General features: G+C 53.8%; 14 protein-coding genes. 7 read left to right on the top strand and 7 right to left on the bottom strand.

Annotation, left to right across the window (positions count from 1 at the left end; all coding sequences use genetic code 11):
• The first annotated feature begins 316 nt into the window (after positions 1 to 316).
• Together ACSZO4_RS19060 and ACSZO4_RS19055 are read left to right on the top strand one after the other, a co-directional pair.
• Positions 317 to 1,279 carry a hypothetical protein gene (locus ACSZO4_RS19060; protein ID WP_437890607.1) on the top strand — a complete coding sequence of 321 codons (963 nt, stop codon included), beginning with the start codon at positions 317 to 319 and terminating at the stop codon, positions 1,277 to 1,279.
• Positions 1,279 to 1,878, top strand: a complete 600-nt coding sequence (locus tag ACSZO4_RS19055) for a hypothetical protein (RefSeq protein ID WP_437890606.1) — start codon at positions 1,279 to 1,281, stop codon at positions 1,876 to 1,878. The genes ACSZO4_RS19060 and ACSZO4_RS19055 overlap by 1 nt, the downstream gene beginning before the upstream one ends.
• A gap of 53 nt (positions 1,879 to 1,931) precedes the next feature.
• On the opposite strand, the gene ACSZO4_RS19050 is transcribed toward ACSZO4_RS19055, so the two are convergent.
• The 3 genes from ACSZO4_RS19050 to ACSZO4_RS19040 form a co-directional block, all read right to left on the bottom strand.
• The gene (locus ACSZO4_RS19050) at positions 1,932 to 2,192 is read right to left on the bottom strand and encodes a SemiSWEET family transporter (protein WP_437890605.1); all 261 of its coding nucleotides are present in this window, start codon (positions 2,190 to 2,192) and stop codon (positions 1,932 to 1,934) included.
• Between the two features lie 12 nt (positions 2,193 to 2,204).
• Positions 2,205 to 3,224 (bottom strand): LacI family DNA-binding transcriptional regulator, encoded by a 1,020-nt coding sequence (locus ACSZO4_RS19045; protein WP_437890604.1) that lies wholly within the window; start codon positions 3,222 to 3,224, stop codon positions 2,205 to 2,207.
• 150 nt (positions 3,225 to 3,374) lie between these two features.
• On the bottom strand, positions 3,375 to 5,258 hold the full coding sequence (locus ACSZO4_RS19040; RefSeq protein WP_437890603.1) for a beta-glucoside-specific PTS transporter subunit IIABC: 1,884 nt from the start codon (positions 5,256 to 5,258) through the stop codon (positions 3,375 to 3,377).
• A 366-nt stretch (positions 5,259 to 5,624) separates the two neighbouring features.
• On the opposite strand from ACSZO4_RS19040, the gene ACSZO4_RS19035 reads away from it, so the two are divergent.
• A complete protein-coding gene (locus ACSZO4_RS19035; protein WP_437890602.1) occupies positions 5,625 to 6,794 on the top strand; it encodes a DNA repair protein in 1,170 nt (389 codons plus the stop codon).
• Positions 6,795 to 6,840: 46 nt separating this feature from the next.
• Here the strand turns inward: ACSZO4_RS19035 and ACSZO4_RS19030 are convergent, their stop codons facing one another.
• A complete protein-coding gene (locus tag ACSZO4_RS19030; RefSeq protein ID WP_437890601.1) occupies positions 6,841 to 7,611 on the bottom strand; it encodes a siderophore-interacting protein in 771 nt (256 codons plus the stop codon).
• Between the two features lie 239 nt (positions 7,612 to 7,850).
• On the opposite strand from ACSZO4_RS19030, the gene ACSZO4_RS19025 reads away from it, so the two are divergent.
• Entirely contained in the window at positions 7,851 to 8,408 is a 558-nt protein-coding gene (locus ACSZO4_RS19025; protein WP_437890600.1) for a PadR family transcriptional regulator, read from the top strand.
• Here the strand turns inward: ACSZO4_RS19025 and ACSZO4_RS19020 are convergent.
• Entirely contained in the window at positions 8,405 to 9,967 is a 1,563-nt protein-coding gene (locus ACSZO4_RS19020; protein ID WP_437890599.1) for a methyl-accepting chemotaxis protein, read from the bottom strand. The two genes, ACSZO4_RS19025 and ACSZO4_RS19020, sit on opposite strands and share 4 nt — an antisense overlap.
• A 523-nt stretch (positions 9,968 to 10,490) precedes the next feature.
• On the bottom strand, positions 10,491 to 12,011 hold the full coding sequence (locus ACSZO4_RS19015; RefSeq protein WP_437890598.1) for a methyl-accepting chemotaxis protein: 1,521 nt from the start codon (positions 12,009 to 12,011) through the stop codon (positions 10,491 to 10,493).
• Positions 12,012 to 12,442: 431 nt separating this feature from the next.
• Between ACSZO4_RS19015 and ygjG the strand changes: the two genes are divergently transcribed.
• Positions 12,443 to 13,825: a putrescine aminotransferase gene (gene ygjG, locus ACSZO4_RS19010; RefSeq protein ID WP_437890597.1), complete on the top strand. Its 1,383-nt coding sequence runs from the start codon at positions 12,443 to 12,445 to the stop codon at positions 13,823 to 13,825.
• 422 nt (positions 13,826 to 14,247) lie between these two features.
• Positions 14,248 to 16,269: an FAD-dependent oxidoreductase gene (locus tag ACSZO4_RS19005; protein WP_437890596.1), complete on the top strand. Its 2,022-nt coding sequence runs from the start codon at positions 14,248 to 14,250 to the stop codon at positions 16,267 to 16,269.
• Between the two features lie 164 nt (positions 16,270 to 16,433).
• Here the strand turns inward: ACSZO4_RS19005 and rlmG are convergent, their stop codons facing one another.
• Positions 16,434 to 17,564: a 23S rRNA (guanine(1835)-N(2))-methyltransferase RlmG gene (gene rlmG, locus ACSZO4_RS19000; protein ID WP_437890595.1), complete on the bottom strand. Its 1,131-nt coding sequence runs from the start codon at positions 17,562 to 17,564 to the stop codon at positions 16,434 to 16,436.
• A gap of 68 nt (positions 17,565 to 17,632) precedes the next feature.
• On the opposite strand from rlmG, the gene ACSZO4_RS18995 reads away from it, so the two are divergent.
• The gene (locus ACSZO4_RS18995) at positions 17,633 to 18,130 is read left to right on the top strand and encodes a YgjP-like metallopeptidase domain-containing protein (protein WP_437890594.1); all 498 of its coding nucleotides are present in this window, start codon (positions 17,633 to 17,635) and stop codon (positions 18,128 to 18,130) included.
• Positions 18,131 to 18,292: the final 162 nt, after the last annotated feature.

Raw genomic sequence — 18,292 nt, 5'->3', positions numbered from 1 at the left:
GCGGGCATCGTGAAAAATCTATGGCAAAGAAAGCCTTATGTTCTCATAACTGACGATTAAATCGCACCTTCCTTAGCAAGGGTAGCAATGAGACCAGAATCAATTAAAAATACTTAAAATCAATGAATTAAAGTATTTATCTTTATCGAGTCATGCTAACCCGACAGTGTATTTAACTTAGCGACTATCACCGTCTGGTCTGAATATTTTTCGCTGAAATACATCTCCGTTGGGGAAAAACTGAAATTTTCCGCCCTGGAAGTCCAGGAATAATCCTGAATTAATTCTGTAGTTATCATTATTACAAGGAATGAAAATGACGCTGCCCGGACTCAATCCTGAAGCAAATATGCTCAGTTATGATTTCGCACGCTTTAGCGGTAACGGTGCGACAGATTTCAATTTCGCTGCGCTTGGCGCGGCTATGGACTGTACGCGTGACTTTGCGCTGGCGGGGATTATCTACGCCGATGGCCCACAGCGATATCTGGTACGTCCCAGCAAACGCCATCCGAATGGCCAAAGCGGCATCGTGACCCATGTTGTTGTGACGAAATCCCCCACGCAAGGGTCAAAATCCAGCGTAGGTAAATCACTCACCGACGCTGTTTCCGCAACCTCGCTCGGGCCGAAAATCGCCTCAACCGTCCTTTCCTGCGGCGCGATGATTATTACTGCCGGGGTCATGCTCACAGGAAGTCTGGCCGTACCGCTTACCGCCGGAACCAGCGGCGCACTGGTCGCCCTGGGTTATGCCGGAGCCATGGCCACTGGCCTGCAATGCGTAAATGGCCTCTTCCGTCTGTACGATCTGGTGGAAAATGGCGGTGAAGAGGTCGCCTGGCTGGATTCACAGGGCTGGTATAACGCGACCTCGACCGCGCTGGATGTCGTTTCCCTGGCAAGCGCCGGAGGTGCCCTTAAAGAAGCGCTTGCCACCTGGCGCGCCATGAAATCCGTTTCATCCCTGAAAGCCTCACAGTGGTTACAGGAATACCCTCGTCAGGATCGTAAGCGCCTCACTGAGCTGATTATTCGCGCGCAAAATCCCGGTATCAGCAATAAAGAAATCAAAGCCCTCATTCGCGCGGGCATTTACCCGAAACGCTTTCCGATTGAACCCGTGCAGGTCGAATTAGCAAGGCAGTTAAGCAATCTGGTGACCAGCGGAGCGGCTCTTGCGGGCAGTGCGGTAAACGGCATCATTGCCTCGCCAGGCAATATTCCCAAAGCAGGACGCTACATCGTGGGAACCATTCAGTCGCTGGCGGTACAGTAATGCGATTAACAACGATACTCTCCGGTTGGTATTTTTGCGATTTGCTGGCGCACGGCAGAGAGATGGATCAGGTTATTGCGCGCGGCGATAACAGCCTGCTGCAACACTCAACGCCCGAGCTGGAGCGCTGGTTTGCGAAACCGCCCGCTGAACTGCCGCGACAGAACGGTTTTCCGCTGGCGTTTGTGCTGCTCTTTTTCCTGATGGCTTATGCCGGTAATGTGCTTACGCTGTTGGCGCTGTTGCCAAAGCAGACGCCGCCGGTGAGGGTGTTCCTCTTCTTCGTCCCCGCCATCCTGTTTATTTTCAGTAATCTGACCGCTGGATACCTCATCGCCCGCGGTAAAACATCCGGGCTGGCGTGGTATGGTCTGATGCATGGCATTCTCACCGTACTAAGCGCGGCGCTGCTGGCGGTGACCTTGCTGAAGGGGGATACGCATCATGTGGTTATCATGCTGGCATCGCTGCTCATCATGCTGGCCTGTCGCTACGTATTTAACGGTCGTGGGTTTATTCTGTTCGTGTTATACGGTCGGACGCAGCGTATCGCAACGCTCTCTCGCGGCATGCGGCTGAAATCAGGAGGCCAGAGATAAAACAAAAGCCGCCAGTGCGTAATGCAGGGCGGCTTGTTCGTTTGGGCTGGCTGTTATAACCCGGTGCTGAAGGTGATAAGACCGAGCACGATGCCCGGCGAGTTGGCAATCACTATCGGCCAGTTTTTGCGTTCACTCAGCAGGCCGTAGGTCACCCATAATACGCAGTTCACGGCGGCAGCTAATGGCTGTAACGGATTGGTTTTTAGCCCCTGCAAATTGTCCATAATCAGCGGGATATACGAAATATACATAAAACAACAGGCAATGGTGGCTATCCAGCCAACAACAAAATGCGCTCTTGAGTACAGCATGACTCTTTCGCCTTATGACGTGTGTTCATTCACTCCATTAACGCGCCGGGCGACGGAATCCCGGTTAACCAGCCTGCCCAGATGAGATGAAATGTGTGCCTCATCAGGGTTCAACAGTATCTCGACCGCGTCACGGATCATGTCGTCCATTGGGACGTGCATCGTTGTCAAAGCAGGCGTGAAATACTTACCAATCACTGAATCATCGAATCCGGCAAGAGAGATATCTTCCGGCAGGCGCTTTCCCGCTTCCTGGAAGGCTTTTGCCAGGCCTATCGCCATATCATCGTTTGCCGCCAGTACGCAGGTGAAGGGGATATTTTGCGCGAGCAACTGCCGCCCGGCCTCATACCCGCTTTCCGTGCTCCAGGCACCACGGACCACCAGCTTCGGATCCGGGCTGATACCCGCTTTACGCAGCGCATCGCGATAGCCGCGTAAACGCCGCTCTCCGGTAGGCGATCCACAGATGCCTGCCACAAAAGCAATCTGCCGGTGTCCCTGGGCGAGCAGGTGCTCCACCATCTCTTCGCTGCTGCGTCGGTGATCGATAAAGACGCACTGATTCTTGTTTCTGATAAGTTCCCGATTAATGACAACGACAGGGGTTTGGTTGCTGTCAATGATGTCATCCAGCTCACTGACCGACAGATATTTGGGGTAGATCATGATGGCTTCGCAGCGAAGCTCAAGGAGTAAATCAATCGCGTTACGCTCATCCTGGGCACTGTGTTTACCGTCCGCGAGCACCAGCTGTCGGCTGTGGCTCTCACTGCACGTTGCGGCATGGTAAATCATGCTGGAGAAGAACGGGCCGTTGTACAGCCCGTTGGTGATAACCAGCCCCACTGAATTGGTTTTGCTGTTGGCAAGATTGCGCGCCAGCAGATTAGGGCGATACCCGGTGTCGGCAATGGCCTGCATAATTCGGGCCTTTACCTCTTCACGCACAAACACCTTGCCATTTAGCGCGCGGGAGACTGTCGCTTTTGACACACCCGCCAGCCTCGCGACATCCAGTATCGTTACCATAATCAAACCTCAGTCAAAGGGTGGCTCACAACGCAACAAACCTGCCAGCGGGCAGACCTGATGCGAAAATGCACGGCGAAAGAGTTTCCTTGTGAAGCTCGCCGCGTCCTGCGGCAAGCTTCATGACACCATGACGTGGCCAGTATCTCTTTATGCGAGAGACATCAGTGGCGCCCCCATACCGATTGCACCCGCAAGCTGATGCTTCGTCAGCGTAAAGTCTTCACTGTTCACCACCAGAACCGGGGTAATCAGATCGTATCCTTCGCTCTCAATGCTGGCTTTATCGAATTCAAGAAGTGGCGTTCCCGCTTTGACCACATCTCCCTCTTTCACCAGCGGACGGAAATGCTGTCCCTGCAGGTTGACGGTATTTAAGCCGACATGGATCAGTAACTCTGCGCCATTATCGCACAATAACCCGATGGCATGATGTGAATCGATAAGCGTTGCGACCGTGGCGTCACAGGGTGCGACCACCCGGCCCTCGAATGGTTTGATGGCGATACCATCACCCAGCGCTTTACCCGCAAAGGCTTCATCAGGCACGCTTTCGAGCGCAATCACTTCGCCTTTCAGCGGGCTTAACATCTCAACAGAAGCGACCGCAACATTCGGCGTCGCCTGCGCTTTTACCGGTTCAACGGTTTTCGTTTCGACTTCATTGGCCGGATCTTCAAAGCCCACGAACTGCACCATCACAATGGTCAGCACAATGGCCGTACCTGCCCCGGCCAGTTCGCCGATAAAGGACATCGGGGCATCCGGGCTAATGGCATTCACCAGCGTGAACAGGCCCGGCAGCGCCGCATAAGCGTAGTAGAGGCTACCAAAGAGGCTGGCAACAACCGCACCCACCGCACCACCGATACAGCCGCAGATAAAGGGTTTTTTGTAACGCAGGGTCACACCATAAATCGCCGGTTCGGTGATACCGAAAATCGCGGTAATACCGGCCGACATTGAGGTCGCTTTTAACTGGGTGTTACGGGTTTTCAGGAACACGCCAAACACCGCCGCCATCTGGCCGATAACCGCAATGGTCTGGTAAGCCTGGAAGGAGTCATAACCCTGGGTGTCGAAGTTCGCCATGATCACCGGCGTAATACCCCAGTGCACGCCGAAGATAACGATAATCTGCCAGACACCACCAATCACCGCCGCCGCAACAGCAGGCGCGGCGTGGAACAGCGCGTTATAGCCATTTGCCACGCCCATTGCCGCCCAGGTGGTAATAGGGCCAATCACGATAAGCGTCAGCGGCACAATCACCACAAAGCAAATCAGCGGGGTAAACAGCGGGCTGACCACTTCCGGCATCCATTTTTCAACCCGGCGTTCAAACCAGGAGAGCGCCCACACCAGGAACAGCGGCGGTAAAACGGAGGAGGTATAGACCGTTTTCGACAACGGGAAAAAGAGGAAATTAATGCTCTCACCGCCGGCAATGCGGCCTGCCAGCGCCGCCCAGTCAGGGCTAATCAGCGCACAGCAGCAGAGAACGGCAATAAAGGGATTACATTTGAAATGACGCGCCGCCGTGATGGCGATAAACACCGGCAGGAAGGCAAACGGCGTCCAGGACATAAAGTTCAGTACGGCAAAGGTGCCGGTGGTTTTGATATCGGCATCAATCAGGCCGAGCACAATCAACAGCCCCTGCAGGATCCCGGCCGCCGCCAGAATATAGACGATTGGCGCAAACACGGCGGACATGGTGGCAATCACCGCATCCAGCCAGCTTGTTTTCTTCTGGCTGACAGGAGCCGTTCCGGTCTCTTTCACCAGACCCGACATGGCATTGAACACATCAGCCACATGAGTGCCGATCACCACCTGAAATTGCCCGCCGCTTTCAACAACCGCAATGACTCCAGGTAAAGCCTGCACCTGACGTTTTGCATCGGCAGGGGTGTCGTTCAAAACCAGACGTAAGCGCGTGGCGCAGCGGGAAAAGCTATTGATGTTTTCTTCCCCCCCAACCTCCCGGAGGATATCGCCTGCTAATTTGTTGTAATCCCGGATAACAGCCATGTTTTATCTACCTTTTTTTATCGGAAGTGTGTCATGCAACTGAGTGAAACCGGTTTCATGCTAACCTGGTCAAAAGTCCATGCAACCGGTTTCATGGAGATTTGAGAGCTAAATCACTTCATGGGATGAATATGTAACGAGCGGGGATGACTAAAATTCGAACTGGAGAGGTATTTATTTGCGGAATACTAATGCACTGTAACCTGTCGCCTGTATTATGATTTCGACCATATCGGCACCGGCGGGCACATGCTAATCTGCCTGGGTGGGTACGCAGCCATTTGCGGCTGCGACAATAAGCTTATTTCATGTTCGCAAATAACAACTACCATTAACTGAATCACTTAAGCGCCTTAACGAAACGCCATGAACAAACCTATCAAACGGCTTGAAATCATTAAATACGCGATTGAACTGGAAGATGACGGGATCATCCTCAGTCAGCTTCCATTACTGAAAACCGAAGCGACGGACGGTGAGCTGGCGTATATCGTGTGGGCGCTGGAAGAGAAGAACTACAGTGACGCTCTGCGCGCCATTGCCCACTGGCTGCAAAACCAGCGTTCCGTTGTGCACTGGCAGGATCCGCAGGTTGCTGCCAGCAAACTGGAGCTAAAAGCGCTGGAAGAACAGCTACGCGAGCTTATCGACAAACGTAACACACGTATTCAGCTGCTGGATGATTTCAACGATCTCTATCTCACCCGCCTCGGGCCGCTGATGTCGCAGATTTTACGTCTGCGTAAGATCCTTGCCGAAGCCACGGTGCGCCGTCAGGAAGCGGAAGCCCGCCGCCGTGAGGCCGACTATCTGCGCTGCCAGCAATATCTGGCGCAGGCCGTTGATGTGCTGGTCACCCTGACCCGCCGCTGGCAAAGTTTCCCGCCGCAGTCATTGCAGGCAGCAGAAGCACGCAAGCATCTGCAACAGCAAAACGCGCTTATCGCTTCCCTGCTGGCCGAAGCCCAGGAGCTGGAGAAAGGGCTGATCCGTGAAGATGAACCGGCGCGCCAGGCCCGGGATGAAGCCCGTCAGGAGTACGAGGATTATCAGGAACAGCAGTTTGATGCAGAAAAACGCTTTGGCTTTGAGCAAAAAATGTCGCCGGACGAGCGTTCAGAGCTGAAACGGTTGTGGCGTCAGGCCAGTAAATTATGCCATCCGGATCTGGTGGATGACGGCTTTAAAGACGAAGCGCATGGCATCATGGTCGAGCTGAATCAGGCCCGTCAGCGCGGCGATCTGGTCGCAATCCGCTCTATCTTAACCCGCTTACAAAAAGGGCTGGAGCCTTTGATGGCCAGCGATCGCCTCAACGATTTGCAGCGTCTGCGCCAGCGTATTCTTGAGGTTAAACAGCATATCGCCAGCCTGATTGAGGAACTCAACACGCTGGAAAAAGAGGAGTCCTGGCAACTGGTGGCCACGCTAACCGACCAGGAGAGTTATTTCCGCCAGCAGGAGAAAGCGCTCGGCGAAATTCGCCAGACGCTGGAGCAGCAGGTAAACGACGCCGAGTACGAAGAAGTGGCGTGAGTGTCGGATGGCCCGGTAAACGCCGGGCCGCCGGGCGTAACGTCCATTACTTTTTGTGCCAGTACGCCTGGCCACGCACCAGATTCTGATCGACGTTTTTAGTCTCCACCAGATCCAGCAGCGATTTCACCACCGCGCCCTCGCCGGTGAGCCAGATATAATATTCAGCCTCCGGCACTTTCGCCGCCGCCAGCTTGTTCGCGACTGCCTGGGCATCATGGCCAATCACCCATTCAATGTTGTAATGACTTAAGTGAGCCAGGTAATCTTTATAAGCGGCGTCGGCAATGGTTACCACCGCGTTGACCTCCGGGCGCACCGCCAGCGTATCTAATCCTTCCAGACGACGGCGCAGCGCGGGCATCCCGGACTCGTCACAGACGTAAAACTGCCAGGCATAATCTTCTGGCACCACCAGCGAGCCGCGCGGGCCGCCAATCGTCAGGGAATCTCCCGCTTTGGCATTCATCGCCCAGTCACATGCCACACCGCCATCGTGGATAAAGAAATCAATCGCCAGTTCATGACGACTTTCGTCATACAGCGGCGTGTAATCCCGTGAAGCAGGACGCGGCCCGTCGCCCCACACAATGCCTTCGTCGGTGACCTGCGGCGGCGTGAAAGTGCTGCCCGGTTGCGGGAAAAACACTTTGGTGTGGTCATCAAAACCTTTCGAGCTAAAGCCTTCGAGCGCGTCACCGCCCAGCACAATGCGCTGGAAGCCTGCGCCAATGCGCTCCACGCGCAAAACCGTTAATTCGCGAAAACGCAGTTCATTACGCACACGCTGCGGGTAACGTTGTTGTTGGGTTGTCATAATCGGCCTTCGTGAAGTTAAATTCGATATATCTGTATTTTCCTGAATGATAATGGTTGCTGTTTGCGCAGAAGACAAGATCTTTTTTAGATACACCAGAACATAAGCGCACGCCTTGCCAAAACACAACAAAATAATCAATAAAAACAATGCAATGAAAAATAAACCATTTTCACTGTTGTCTAATATGAAAAATCAGATATAAATTAGATATATCAAATCTAATACGGAGGCACCGCATGCGACACCCTTCCTCAGACGTTGACGGCGAACATACCCACGGCAGAGAACAGGCTCATGGCGAGCATCATCATGGGCGCGGCGGCGGCCGTCGCCAGCGCTTTTTCGGTCACGGTGAATTGCGTCTGGTCATTCTGGATCTCCTGACCCGCAATGCCAGCCATGGCTATGAACTGATCAAAGAGATTGAATCCCTGACTCAGGGCCACTACACCCCCAGCCCTGGCGTTATCTACCCGACTCTCGACTTCCTGCAGGATCAACAATTGATCGTCATCAGCGTGGAGGAAGGCGGGCGCAAAAAAATCGCCATTACCCCGCAGGGCGAGGCATGGATGGCAGAGAACAGCGAGCATCTGGCGCATATTCAGGCGCGCATCAAAGCCCGCAGCGTGGGCTTTCAGCTGCGTAAAGATCCGCAGATGAAACGGGCGCTGGAGAACTTTAAAGCCGTGCTGGATTTGAAAGTGAATCAGGGAGAAATCAGCGCCGCGCAGCTCAAACAGATTGTTGGCGTGATTGACCGCGCGGCACTGGAAATTTCACAACTCGATTAGGCGGGTTGCCTCTCGTTGCTTATGCGGAATACCTGCACCAGTCCCTGCAGGTGTTCTGCCTGCTCGTTCAGCGCCGCCGCTGCGGCAACCGACTCTTCAACCAGGCTGGAGTTCTGCTGGGTGGTGGCGTCAATCAGGCCAATGGCGCTGTTGATCTGCGAGATGCCATCCGTCTGCTCACGGCTCGCCTGGCCAATTTCACGCAGCAGCACGTTCATCTCCTGCACGTTATTCACCATACCGTTAATCAGATTGCCGGCTTTCTCCACCAGCGCCATCCCTTCACGGGTCTGACTGGTCGAGCTTTCGATCAACTGACGGATATCGTTAGCCGATGAGGCGCTTTTTTGCGCCAGCTGCCGCACTTCCCCGGCGACCACCGCAAACCCACGCCCATGCTCACCGGCACGCGCGGCTTCAACCGCGGCGTTCAGCGCCAGGATATTGGTCTGGAAGGCAATGGCGTCGATCAGGTTGATGATGTCTGACATCCGGTTAGAGGTGTCGTTGATAACACGCATCTTCTCGGTGACCTGCTTCATCATCTCGCCGTTGTTCTTCACCACGGTTGCGGCATCAGCAGAGAGATTCGTCGCCTCGGTTGTGTGTTCAGCGGTATTTTTCACCGTTGCAGTGATCTGCTCCATCGAAGAGGCGGTTTGCTCGACCGAGCTTGCCTGCTCCTCAGTACGCGCCGCCAGATCCTGGTTACCTGCAACAATCTGTGCCGCCGCGCTGGAGATACTTTCCGAGCCGAACTGCACTTCCTGCACAATGCTCACCAGACGATTTTTCATCTCCATCAGGGAACGCAGCAGTACGCCAGTCTCGTCACGGGAGCTGGAATGAATCGTTCCGGTCAGATCGCCTGCGGCAATAGCCCCGGCAAAATCCACTGCTTCATGCAGCGGTCGGGTGATCATCCGCACGATATACCAGCCCATCAAGCTACCAATACCGATACAGAAAATCGTCAGCAGGATCAGCAGCAGGCGGTTGGCGCTGAAATCAGCCTGCACCTCATCGCCCGCCTTGCTCATCTGCCCATCCTGAATGGCAATCAGCGCCAGCACTTTCTCTTTGTAGGCATTCTGAATCGGTACCATTTTGGTCATCATTTCATTGACGGCCGCTGCCTGGTCGTTATTTTTGACGCTTTCCAGAATGCGAAAACGCGAATCGAGAAATTGCTGACGGACTTCTTTGATGTCCGCGAGGATTTTCTGTGATTCAGCTTCTGGAAGGTTTTTGCTGAGGTCTTCAAGCAACAGGGTAATTCGCGAACTAATATCGCTAAGTTGCTTTTGGGTTTCTTCTCGCCACTTACCATCGGTATCCAGCAGCATTAACTGCTGCGTACTGACGAATGTCTGAAAGTTATCAATTAGCTGATTGGCTTTTACCGTTGTCGGATAGTCGCTATGAACCATATTTTGCATTCCATTATTCGCACGATTCAGGCTGAACAATGAAAGACAAGAACTGACCACCATTAAGACGATAAAGAATCCAAACGCCAGAAATAACTTGGTGCCAATTTTTACATCATGTAAAAACATATATTCCTCATGAAACTTATTGTTGTCCTAACAAAACACATGCACCACATAGAGTTAGTGCGCAAGGATCTTATGGAGCTGATTAAAATATCACCTCCATTGCTGGTTATCGGTAACGTTGCAACTAACTTTATGAGATTGATCGTTTTTTTATTATAACACTACGTTACTTGATAGTTTAAATCGATTAATTGAGATCTATTGATCGTTATATTCACCGAGTCTTTGTTTGCGCAACAAATATTAATCCGGCTAAACTATAATTTTACCAGAATTAAAACCTTAGTGTTTACAAATATAAAGCGGTGATATTTTGATCAACATCATGGCCGATTTAACAAATATTAAAAAATATAATTACAAAATAATCCAATAATTAAATGAGGGGTATTTGGCTGGGAAGATATTTTTATTTATCGGAATTAAGGTGAAAAAAAGTACCAGGGAAGCGGTGAAAAACCTCCCTGGGATTGAATATTTGCCTTAAGGTAAATGGAAAATGTTGAGTTGCGTTTATTACCCTTTAATGCAGTACCGACACCGCATCCTGCAAACGACTGGCCCGGTGTTTTACCATCGCCGACACGCTGGCGCTCTCCTCTACCAGCCCGGCATTTTTCTGGGTAATGGCTTCCAGCTCCGCCACCGCATGGGTCAGCTCCGACAGCCCCTGCGCCTGCTCCGACGTGGAACTGCTGATCTGTCCAATCAGCGAGGTCACATTCTGCACCTGCGAAACAATATCCGCCATGGTGCGTCCGGCAGCATGCACCTGGTCATAGCCTGACTGCACTTTGCTGGCGCTGGCATCAATCAGCTTACGGATATCGTTGGCCGCACTGGCGCTCCGGCTAGCCAGGTGCCGCACTTCTCCGGCGACCACCGCGAAACCTTTGCCCTGCTCGCCCGCTCTGGCCGCTTCAACCGCCGCATTCAGCGCCAGAATATTGGTCTGAAACGCAATGTCATTAATCAGTTTGGTTATCGAACCAATACGCTGGGTGCTGTCAGCAATCTCATCCATGGTTTTGACGACGGTTTCCATCGCATTACCGCCCTGGGTCGCCGCATCGCAGGCCGAGCTGGAGAGTTTGTCTGCCGCCGAGGCGGTCTGAGAATTGTTCTGTACCGATGCCGCCATCTGACTCATGGTGACCACGGTTTGCTGCACATTGACAACCGTCTGGCGGGTGCGTTCATTAAGGGCATCATTGCCTTTCGCCAGCGTATCACTGCCGTTTCGCACACTACTGACCTGGCAGGAAACATCATTAATCAGCCAGCGGCACATCAGGCCAAGCTGCCCAATGGCACGCAGGGTCAGTCCCAGCTCATCGCTGCAGTTTATTTGCTCTACGCTGTTACGCTCTCCGGTTGCCACACTCAGCGCCTGACGCGAAACGCGCTCTACCGGGCGAATAATCTGCCACTCGTAGCAGGCGCACCCCAGCAGCATCACCAGCGTACTCAGCGCCAGGGGAGCCAGGCCGCTGTTCATCAGCCACAGTCCTGCGGCCTGGACCAGCCACATCAGCATCATCACGCTACGGGCCCGCCAGCGCAGTGGCATTGAAGGCAGCGCGCCCCGCAGGCCAGGACTAACCACCAGCCCTTTATGGATCCGCTTTTTCGCCCGGCCTTCCTGCAACGCCTGATAAAGCGGCGTTACCGCAGCAATTTCTTCTGCGGAGGCACGGGTGCGAATGGACATATATCCCGTAACCTTACCGTTACGCACCATCGGCGCTGCATTGGCCCGTACCCAGTAGTGATCGCCGTTACGGCGGCGGTTTTTTACGATCCCGCTCCAGGGCTCGCCCTGTTTTAAGGTGAACCACATGTCCGCAAATGCGGCTTTCGGCATGTCGGGGTGGCGCACGAGATTGTGCGGCTGGCCAATCAGTTCTTCCTGACTGAAGCCGCTGACCCGAGAGAAGTTGTCGTTAGCGTGGGTGATAATGCTTTGCAGATCGGTGGTCGACATCAAAGTGGTGTCATCATCAAGGATGTACTCCCGTTGATCGACATTCGGGGGAGAAGCCATGTTAGCGTCCTGTGCAGGTTATTTGTCTGTTAAAAAATACGGCGGATGTTATTTCGGCGATAATGAATTTATCTTTAGTTGTTAAATTTGATTTAGATCGCAAATCGGCAAAAACCCATATTTTTAGTATGTCATATAACCAGATGATTTATATAGTTTCACCATGAAACAACTTAATTATGTTAACCATGGCTGCCTCATTAAGGGGCGCGCCATGCACCACACTGGCGCAATCGTGTAGCTATTCATCAACAAAATGTTTACTTTTCATCCACTTTATCCTGCTCAGACAGCGAGCTAACGGGATCTAATTCCGCAGATTTCACTTTATCCCTGGCGTTTATCCCGATTTTTGTTTGCGGCTTCGATGTGGCGCAATCCCTGCAATACTTAAATCAGTATCATGTGATACGCCCTGCCAGGAGCTCATTTTGAACAGGTTACCTTCCAGCGCATCGGCTTTAGCGTGCAGCGCTCACGCATTGAATCTGATTGAAAAGCGAACGCTTGATCATGACGAGATGAAAGAACTGAACCGAGAGGTCAGGGAATATTTTAAAGAGCATGTAAACCCGGGGTTTTTGGAGTATCGAAAATCTGTCACCGCTGGCGGGGATTACGGAGCCGTAGAATGGCAAGCGAGCAGTCTGAACACGCTTGTCGACACTCAGGGTCAGGAGTTTTTAGATTGTCTGGGTGGGTTTGGCATCTTCAATGTGGGGCACCGTAATCCAGTCGTTGTATCCGCCGTACAGAATCAACTCGCAAAACAACCTCTGCATAGCCAGGAACTCCTCGACCCTCTGCGGGCGATGCTGGCAAAAACCCTGGCCGCACTCACACCGGGCAAACTGAAATACAGCTTCTTCAGCAACAGCGGCACCGAATCCGTTGAGGCGGCATTAAAGCTTGCCAAGGCGTACCAGTCGCCACGGGGAAAATTCACCTTTATTGCCGCCAGCAGCGCGTTCCATGGCAAATCATTAGGTGCCCTCTCCGCAACGGCTAAATCCACCTTCCGTAAGCCCTTTATGCCGTTACTGCCGGGTTTCCGTCACGTGCCCTTTAGCAACATTGAGGCCATGCGCACCATGCTCAGTGAATGCCATAGCACCGGTGATGACGTGGCTGCGGTGATCCTTGAGCCCATTCAGGGTGAAGGCGGCGTGATCCTGCCGCCACCGGGTTATCTGCCTGCGGTACGTAAGCTGTGCGATGAGTTTGGCGCCCTGCTTATTTTTGACGAGGTGCAAACCGGGATGGGTCGCACGGGTAAAATGTTCGCCTGCGAGCATGAAAACGTGCACCCGGACATTTTGTGCCTCGCCAAAGCCCTGGGCGGAGGCGTCATGCCGATTGGCGCGACCATCGCCACGGAAGAGGTCTTTTCAGTCCTGTTCGATAATCCTTTCCTGCATACCACCACCTTTGGCGGTAACCCGTTGGCCTGTGCGGCAGCGCTGGCCACCATCAACGTGCTGCTGGAAGAGAACCTACCGGCTCAGGCTGAACAGAAAGGTGACATGCTGCTGGACGGTTTCCGCCTGTTAGCGCGTGAATATCCGGATCTGGTGCAGGAAGCCCGCGGCAGAGGGATGCTGATGGCTATCGAGTTTGTGGACAACGAAATTGGCTACACCTTCGCCAGCGAGATGTTCCGCCAGCGCGTGCTGGTCGCCGGAACCCTCAATAACTCGAAAACCATTCGTATCGAACCGCCGTTAACCCTGACCATCGAGCAGTGCGAGCAGGTGTTGAAAGCCGCACGCACCGCACTCGCCGCGCTGCGTGTCGCAGTAGAAGAAGAAGTGTAATTCTGACCCTCACCCCGCCCTCTCCCTAAAAAGGGAGAGGGATCTCCAGAAAAAAATGCCCGCACGGACAGTCCCCTCTCCCATTTTGGGAGAGGGTTAGGGTGAGGGGAAACATACGGCTCTGGAGGTCATTCCGTTCACTTTATGTTCCTTGCTTCTCTGTCGCCATATCGCCGGTGAACGTGCCAGGGCGGTTCAAGCGCCACCGCCCTGGCGACCCGGGCTATGGCTCAGAAAATCGCCGCTGACGCGGTACACTCAGCCTATACCTTCAGGCTGTCGGGTCGGGCGTGAGGCAACCGCATCCGCACCATTCTTTGAATCCCATCACAATCGCCGCAATCCCCTTTTTCCTTTTCCTATGTAACAGCTAAATTACAACTCATCCGACCACATAACAATAATTTTACATTGGAAGCCTTATGAGCCACTACACGTCGTTATTTGCCCCGCTTGAGCTGGGTTTTACTACCTTAAAAAATCGTGTGCTGATGGGGTCGATGCATACCGGGCTGGAGGAGCATCCGGATGGGGCCGCGCGGCTGGCGGCCTTCTACGCCGAGCGCGCGCGTCACGGGGTGGCGCTGATTGTGACCGGCGGCGTGGCTCCGGCGCTTTCCGGTGTAACCATGCAAGGCGGGGCGGTGCTGAACGATGAAAGCCAGCTGCCTCATCACCGCCTGATAACCGACGCCGTGCACCAGGAAGGGGGAAAAATCGCCCTGCAAATTCTGCACACCGGACGTTACAGCTATCAGCCTGCGCTTGTCGCGCCTTCGGCTATCCAGGCGCCCATTAATCGTTTTACTCCCCATGCCCTGAGCCATGACGAAATCCTCACGCTGATTGACGATTTTGCCCGCTGCGCCCAGCTGGCGCAGCTGGCAGGCTATGACGGCGTGGAGGTGATGGGCTCGGAAGGCTATTTAATTAACGAATTTCTCGCCGCCCGAACCAACCAGCGCGATGACCAATGGGGCGGTGATTATTCCCGCCGGATGCGCTTCGCCGTGGAGGTCGTGCGGGCGGTACGGGAACGGGTGGGCCGCAACTTTATTATTATCTACCGCCTGTCGATGCTGGATCTGGTCGAAGGCGGCGGCGTGTTTGAACAAACCCTGCAGTTGGCAAAAGCGATCGAGGCTGCCGGAGCGACCCTGATTAATACCGGGATTGGCTGGCATGAAGCGCGGATCCCCACCATTGCCACTTCGGTTCCGCGCGCGGCGTTTAGCTGGGTGACCCGTAAGCTCAAAGGTAAAATCGGCCTGCCGCTGGTCACCACCAACCGTATTAACGATCCCCAGGTCGCCAACGATCTGCTCGCCCGTGGCGATGCCGATATGGTGTCAATGGCCCGTCCATTCCTCGCCGATGCGGAGATCCTCTCCAAGGCGCAAAGCGGTCGGGCGGATGAGATAAACACCTGTATCGGCTGTAATCAGGCCTGTCTGGATCAGATTTTTGTCGGCAAAATTACCTCCTGCCTGGTCAATCCCCGCGCCTGCCATGAAACGAAAATGCCGCTCCTGCCCGCCGTCACCCGCAAAACCCTGGCGGTCGTAGGTGCAGGCCCGGCCGGGCTGGCTTTTGCGATCAATGCAGCCGCCCGTGGGCATAGCGTGACCCTGTTTGATGCCGCCGCAGAGCCTGGCGGGCAGTTTAATATCGCCAAACAGATCCCCGGCAAAGAGGAGTTTTACCAGACGCTGCGCTATTACCGACGCATGATTGAGATAACCGGGGTCGAGCTTCGGCTTAACCAGTTCGTCCTGCCTGAGATGCTCAGGGCGTTTGATGAGGTGGTCCTTGCCAGCGGTATTGCGCCGCGCACCCCGGAAATAGAGGGAATAGCCCTCCCGAAAGTACTGAGCTACCTGGATGTGCTGCGCGACAAGGTTCCGGTGGGTGAGAACGTGGCGATCATCGGTTGCGGCGGGATCGGTTTTGATACCGCGATGTACTTAAGCCAGCCAGGTGAACCCACCAGCCAGAATATCGCCGAGTTCTGCGTTGAATGGGGGATCGACACCAGCCTGAGCCATGTTGGGGGGCTACGTCCGGAAGGGCCGCAGTTGGCAAAAAGCCCACGCCGGATTGTGATGTTGCAGCGCAAAGCCTCTAAGCCTGGTGAAGGCTTAGGTAAAACAACCGGCTGGATCCATCGCACAACGCTTCTGGCGCGCGGGGTGAAAATGATCCCGGCGGTAAGCTATCAGAAGATAGATGACGCGGGTCTGCATCTGCTGATCAATGGCGAGCCGCAATTGCTGGCGGTGGATAATATTGTGCTCTGCGCAGGCCAGGAGCCGCGCCGTGAACTGCTTGAACCCTTGCGGGCGACCGGAAAACCGGTGCATTTGATTGGCGGGTGCGATGTGGCAATGGAGCTGGATGCCCGCCGGGCAATTGCCCAGGGAACAAGGCTGGCGCTGGAGATCTGATTTATCGTTTCTTTTGGGGAGAATTGAGGTGAGGAGACTGAGCCATACTGCGCTTTTCTCCCCCTCACCCTAACCCTCTCCCAAAATGGGAGAGGGGACTGTCCGTGCGGGCATTTTTTTCTGGGGAGCCCTCAGCCCTCAGGGAGAGGGAGAAAACCGTTCCCTTACCGCTTTTTGCGTATTTTCACCGCTTTTAGCACCGCAAACTTACCTGAAGCGCCCACATTGCTGCAGTTACCGAAAATCTTCTTCAGCTTGCGGAAGTAATCAAGATGGCGGTTGCCGACCACAATCAGTTCACCGCCATACTTCAGGCTACGGCGAGCATCGTGGAACATCTCCCAGGCGATATGGTCGGTAATGGCGCTCTGCTGATGGAACGGCGGGTTACACAGCACCGCATCAAAGCGATCGTGTTCAATACCTGCCAGGCCGTTATTGACCATAAACTCACTGCGCGTTAACGCTTCCGGCATATTGGCTTCCACGTTTAACAAACTGGAAGCCACCGCCATATGCGATTCATCAGTGAAGAGCACGCGGGCGTTCGGGTTTTGCGCCAGCAGCTTCAGGCCAATGACGCCGTTACCACAGCCGAGATCCGCCAGCTCGCCTTCAATGTCTGAAGGCAGATGCTGCATAAACAGGCGAGCGCCAATATCCAGCCCGCTGCGGGAGAAGACGTTGGCATGGTTGTGGATAGTCCAGTCGGTACCGTCCAGCTTCCAGCTGCAGGTCTCAGGTGCGTCAGCAACCTCAGGCGCGGTAAAAGTACAGTGGATCAGTCGCGCCTTTTTCCACGCCAGGGTGGTGGTGGTCGGGCCGAGGATCTTCTCAAACAACGCCATAGTGGAGTTGTGAATATCACGGGTTTTGGCGCCGGCAATAATCTGCGTTTCTGGCGTCACAACACGGCGCAATGCGTGCAGTTGCTGCTCGAGCAGGGCGAGCTGTTTTGGGATCTTAATCAGCACCCGCGTCGGGGCATCCGGCAGCTCGCTGAGGCTGTCGAGAAACACCACCGCATCTTCATCCAGGCCGTTAAGGCTCAGGTTGTGGCGGGTGGCCTGTTCAGCAATAAAAGAGTCGGTGATGCTAACCGGTCGGCAGTCTGCCAGCGCGCAGGCAAGTGCGCCAAAGTTGTCATTGAAAATGAGCGTAACGCCCTCGGCATCATTTAACTGATGCAATAAATACTCATCTGCCGCGTCCCACGCCTGTAATGACGCTTCTTCGGCATTGGGTGGAAAACGCTCTAATGCAAATGACTGTCCGATTAACTCAACCTGGCCCATCGCCCCTCCGGAATGCTAGAATTCGCGCGTTTTATCGCTTAATTATCCGGAGATGTAAACCCCTGGCTATGACAACGCTTACTTATTTACAAGGTTATCCTGAATCGCTGCTGAACCAGGTACAAACTCTGATTACGCAGAATCGCCTCGGCGAGGTGATACAGACAAGGTATCCGGGCACTCATGATATCACCACCGATAAGGCGCTGTACCAGTACACCCAGGATTTCAAAAACCAGTTTTTGCGTAATGCGCCACAAATCAACAAGGTGGCTTATGACAGCAAAATCCATGTACTGAAGAATGCGCTGGGGCTGCATACGTCGGTCTCGCGCGTGCAGGGCGGCAAACTAAAAGCAAAAGCCGAGATCCGTGTGGCAACGGTGTTTCGTCAGGCGCCGGAGGCATTTTTACGCATGATCGTGGTGCATGAGCTGGCGCATCTGAAAGAGAAAGATCACAACAAGGCGTTCTATCAATTATGTTGCCATATGGAGCCGCAGTATCACCAACTGGAGTTTGATATGCGTCTGTGGATGATCTGCAAAGATGAAGGCTGGCTTTAACCTGTTATTTTGTTACCAGGCATTGGTTTAGCCTTTGTTTATATTCGCAAGATCCCTGAATTTATTAATGTGCGATCTCAGTCACTAGTAAGTATCCTCCGGCAGAGCCGGAGGCTTTAGGGTGAGCGCCTCAAAGGCGCCGACAAACCATGAGCCGCCCAA

Origin of the sequence: Phytobacter sp. V91, from assembly GCF_965644225.1 — a bacterium.
GTDB lineage: Bacteria > Pseudomonadota > Gammaproteobacteria > Enterobacterales > Enterobacteriaceae > CBFFRJ01.
Note: the sequence above shows the minus strand (reverse complement) of the source record. Positions and strands in the feature narration are given on the sequence as shown.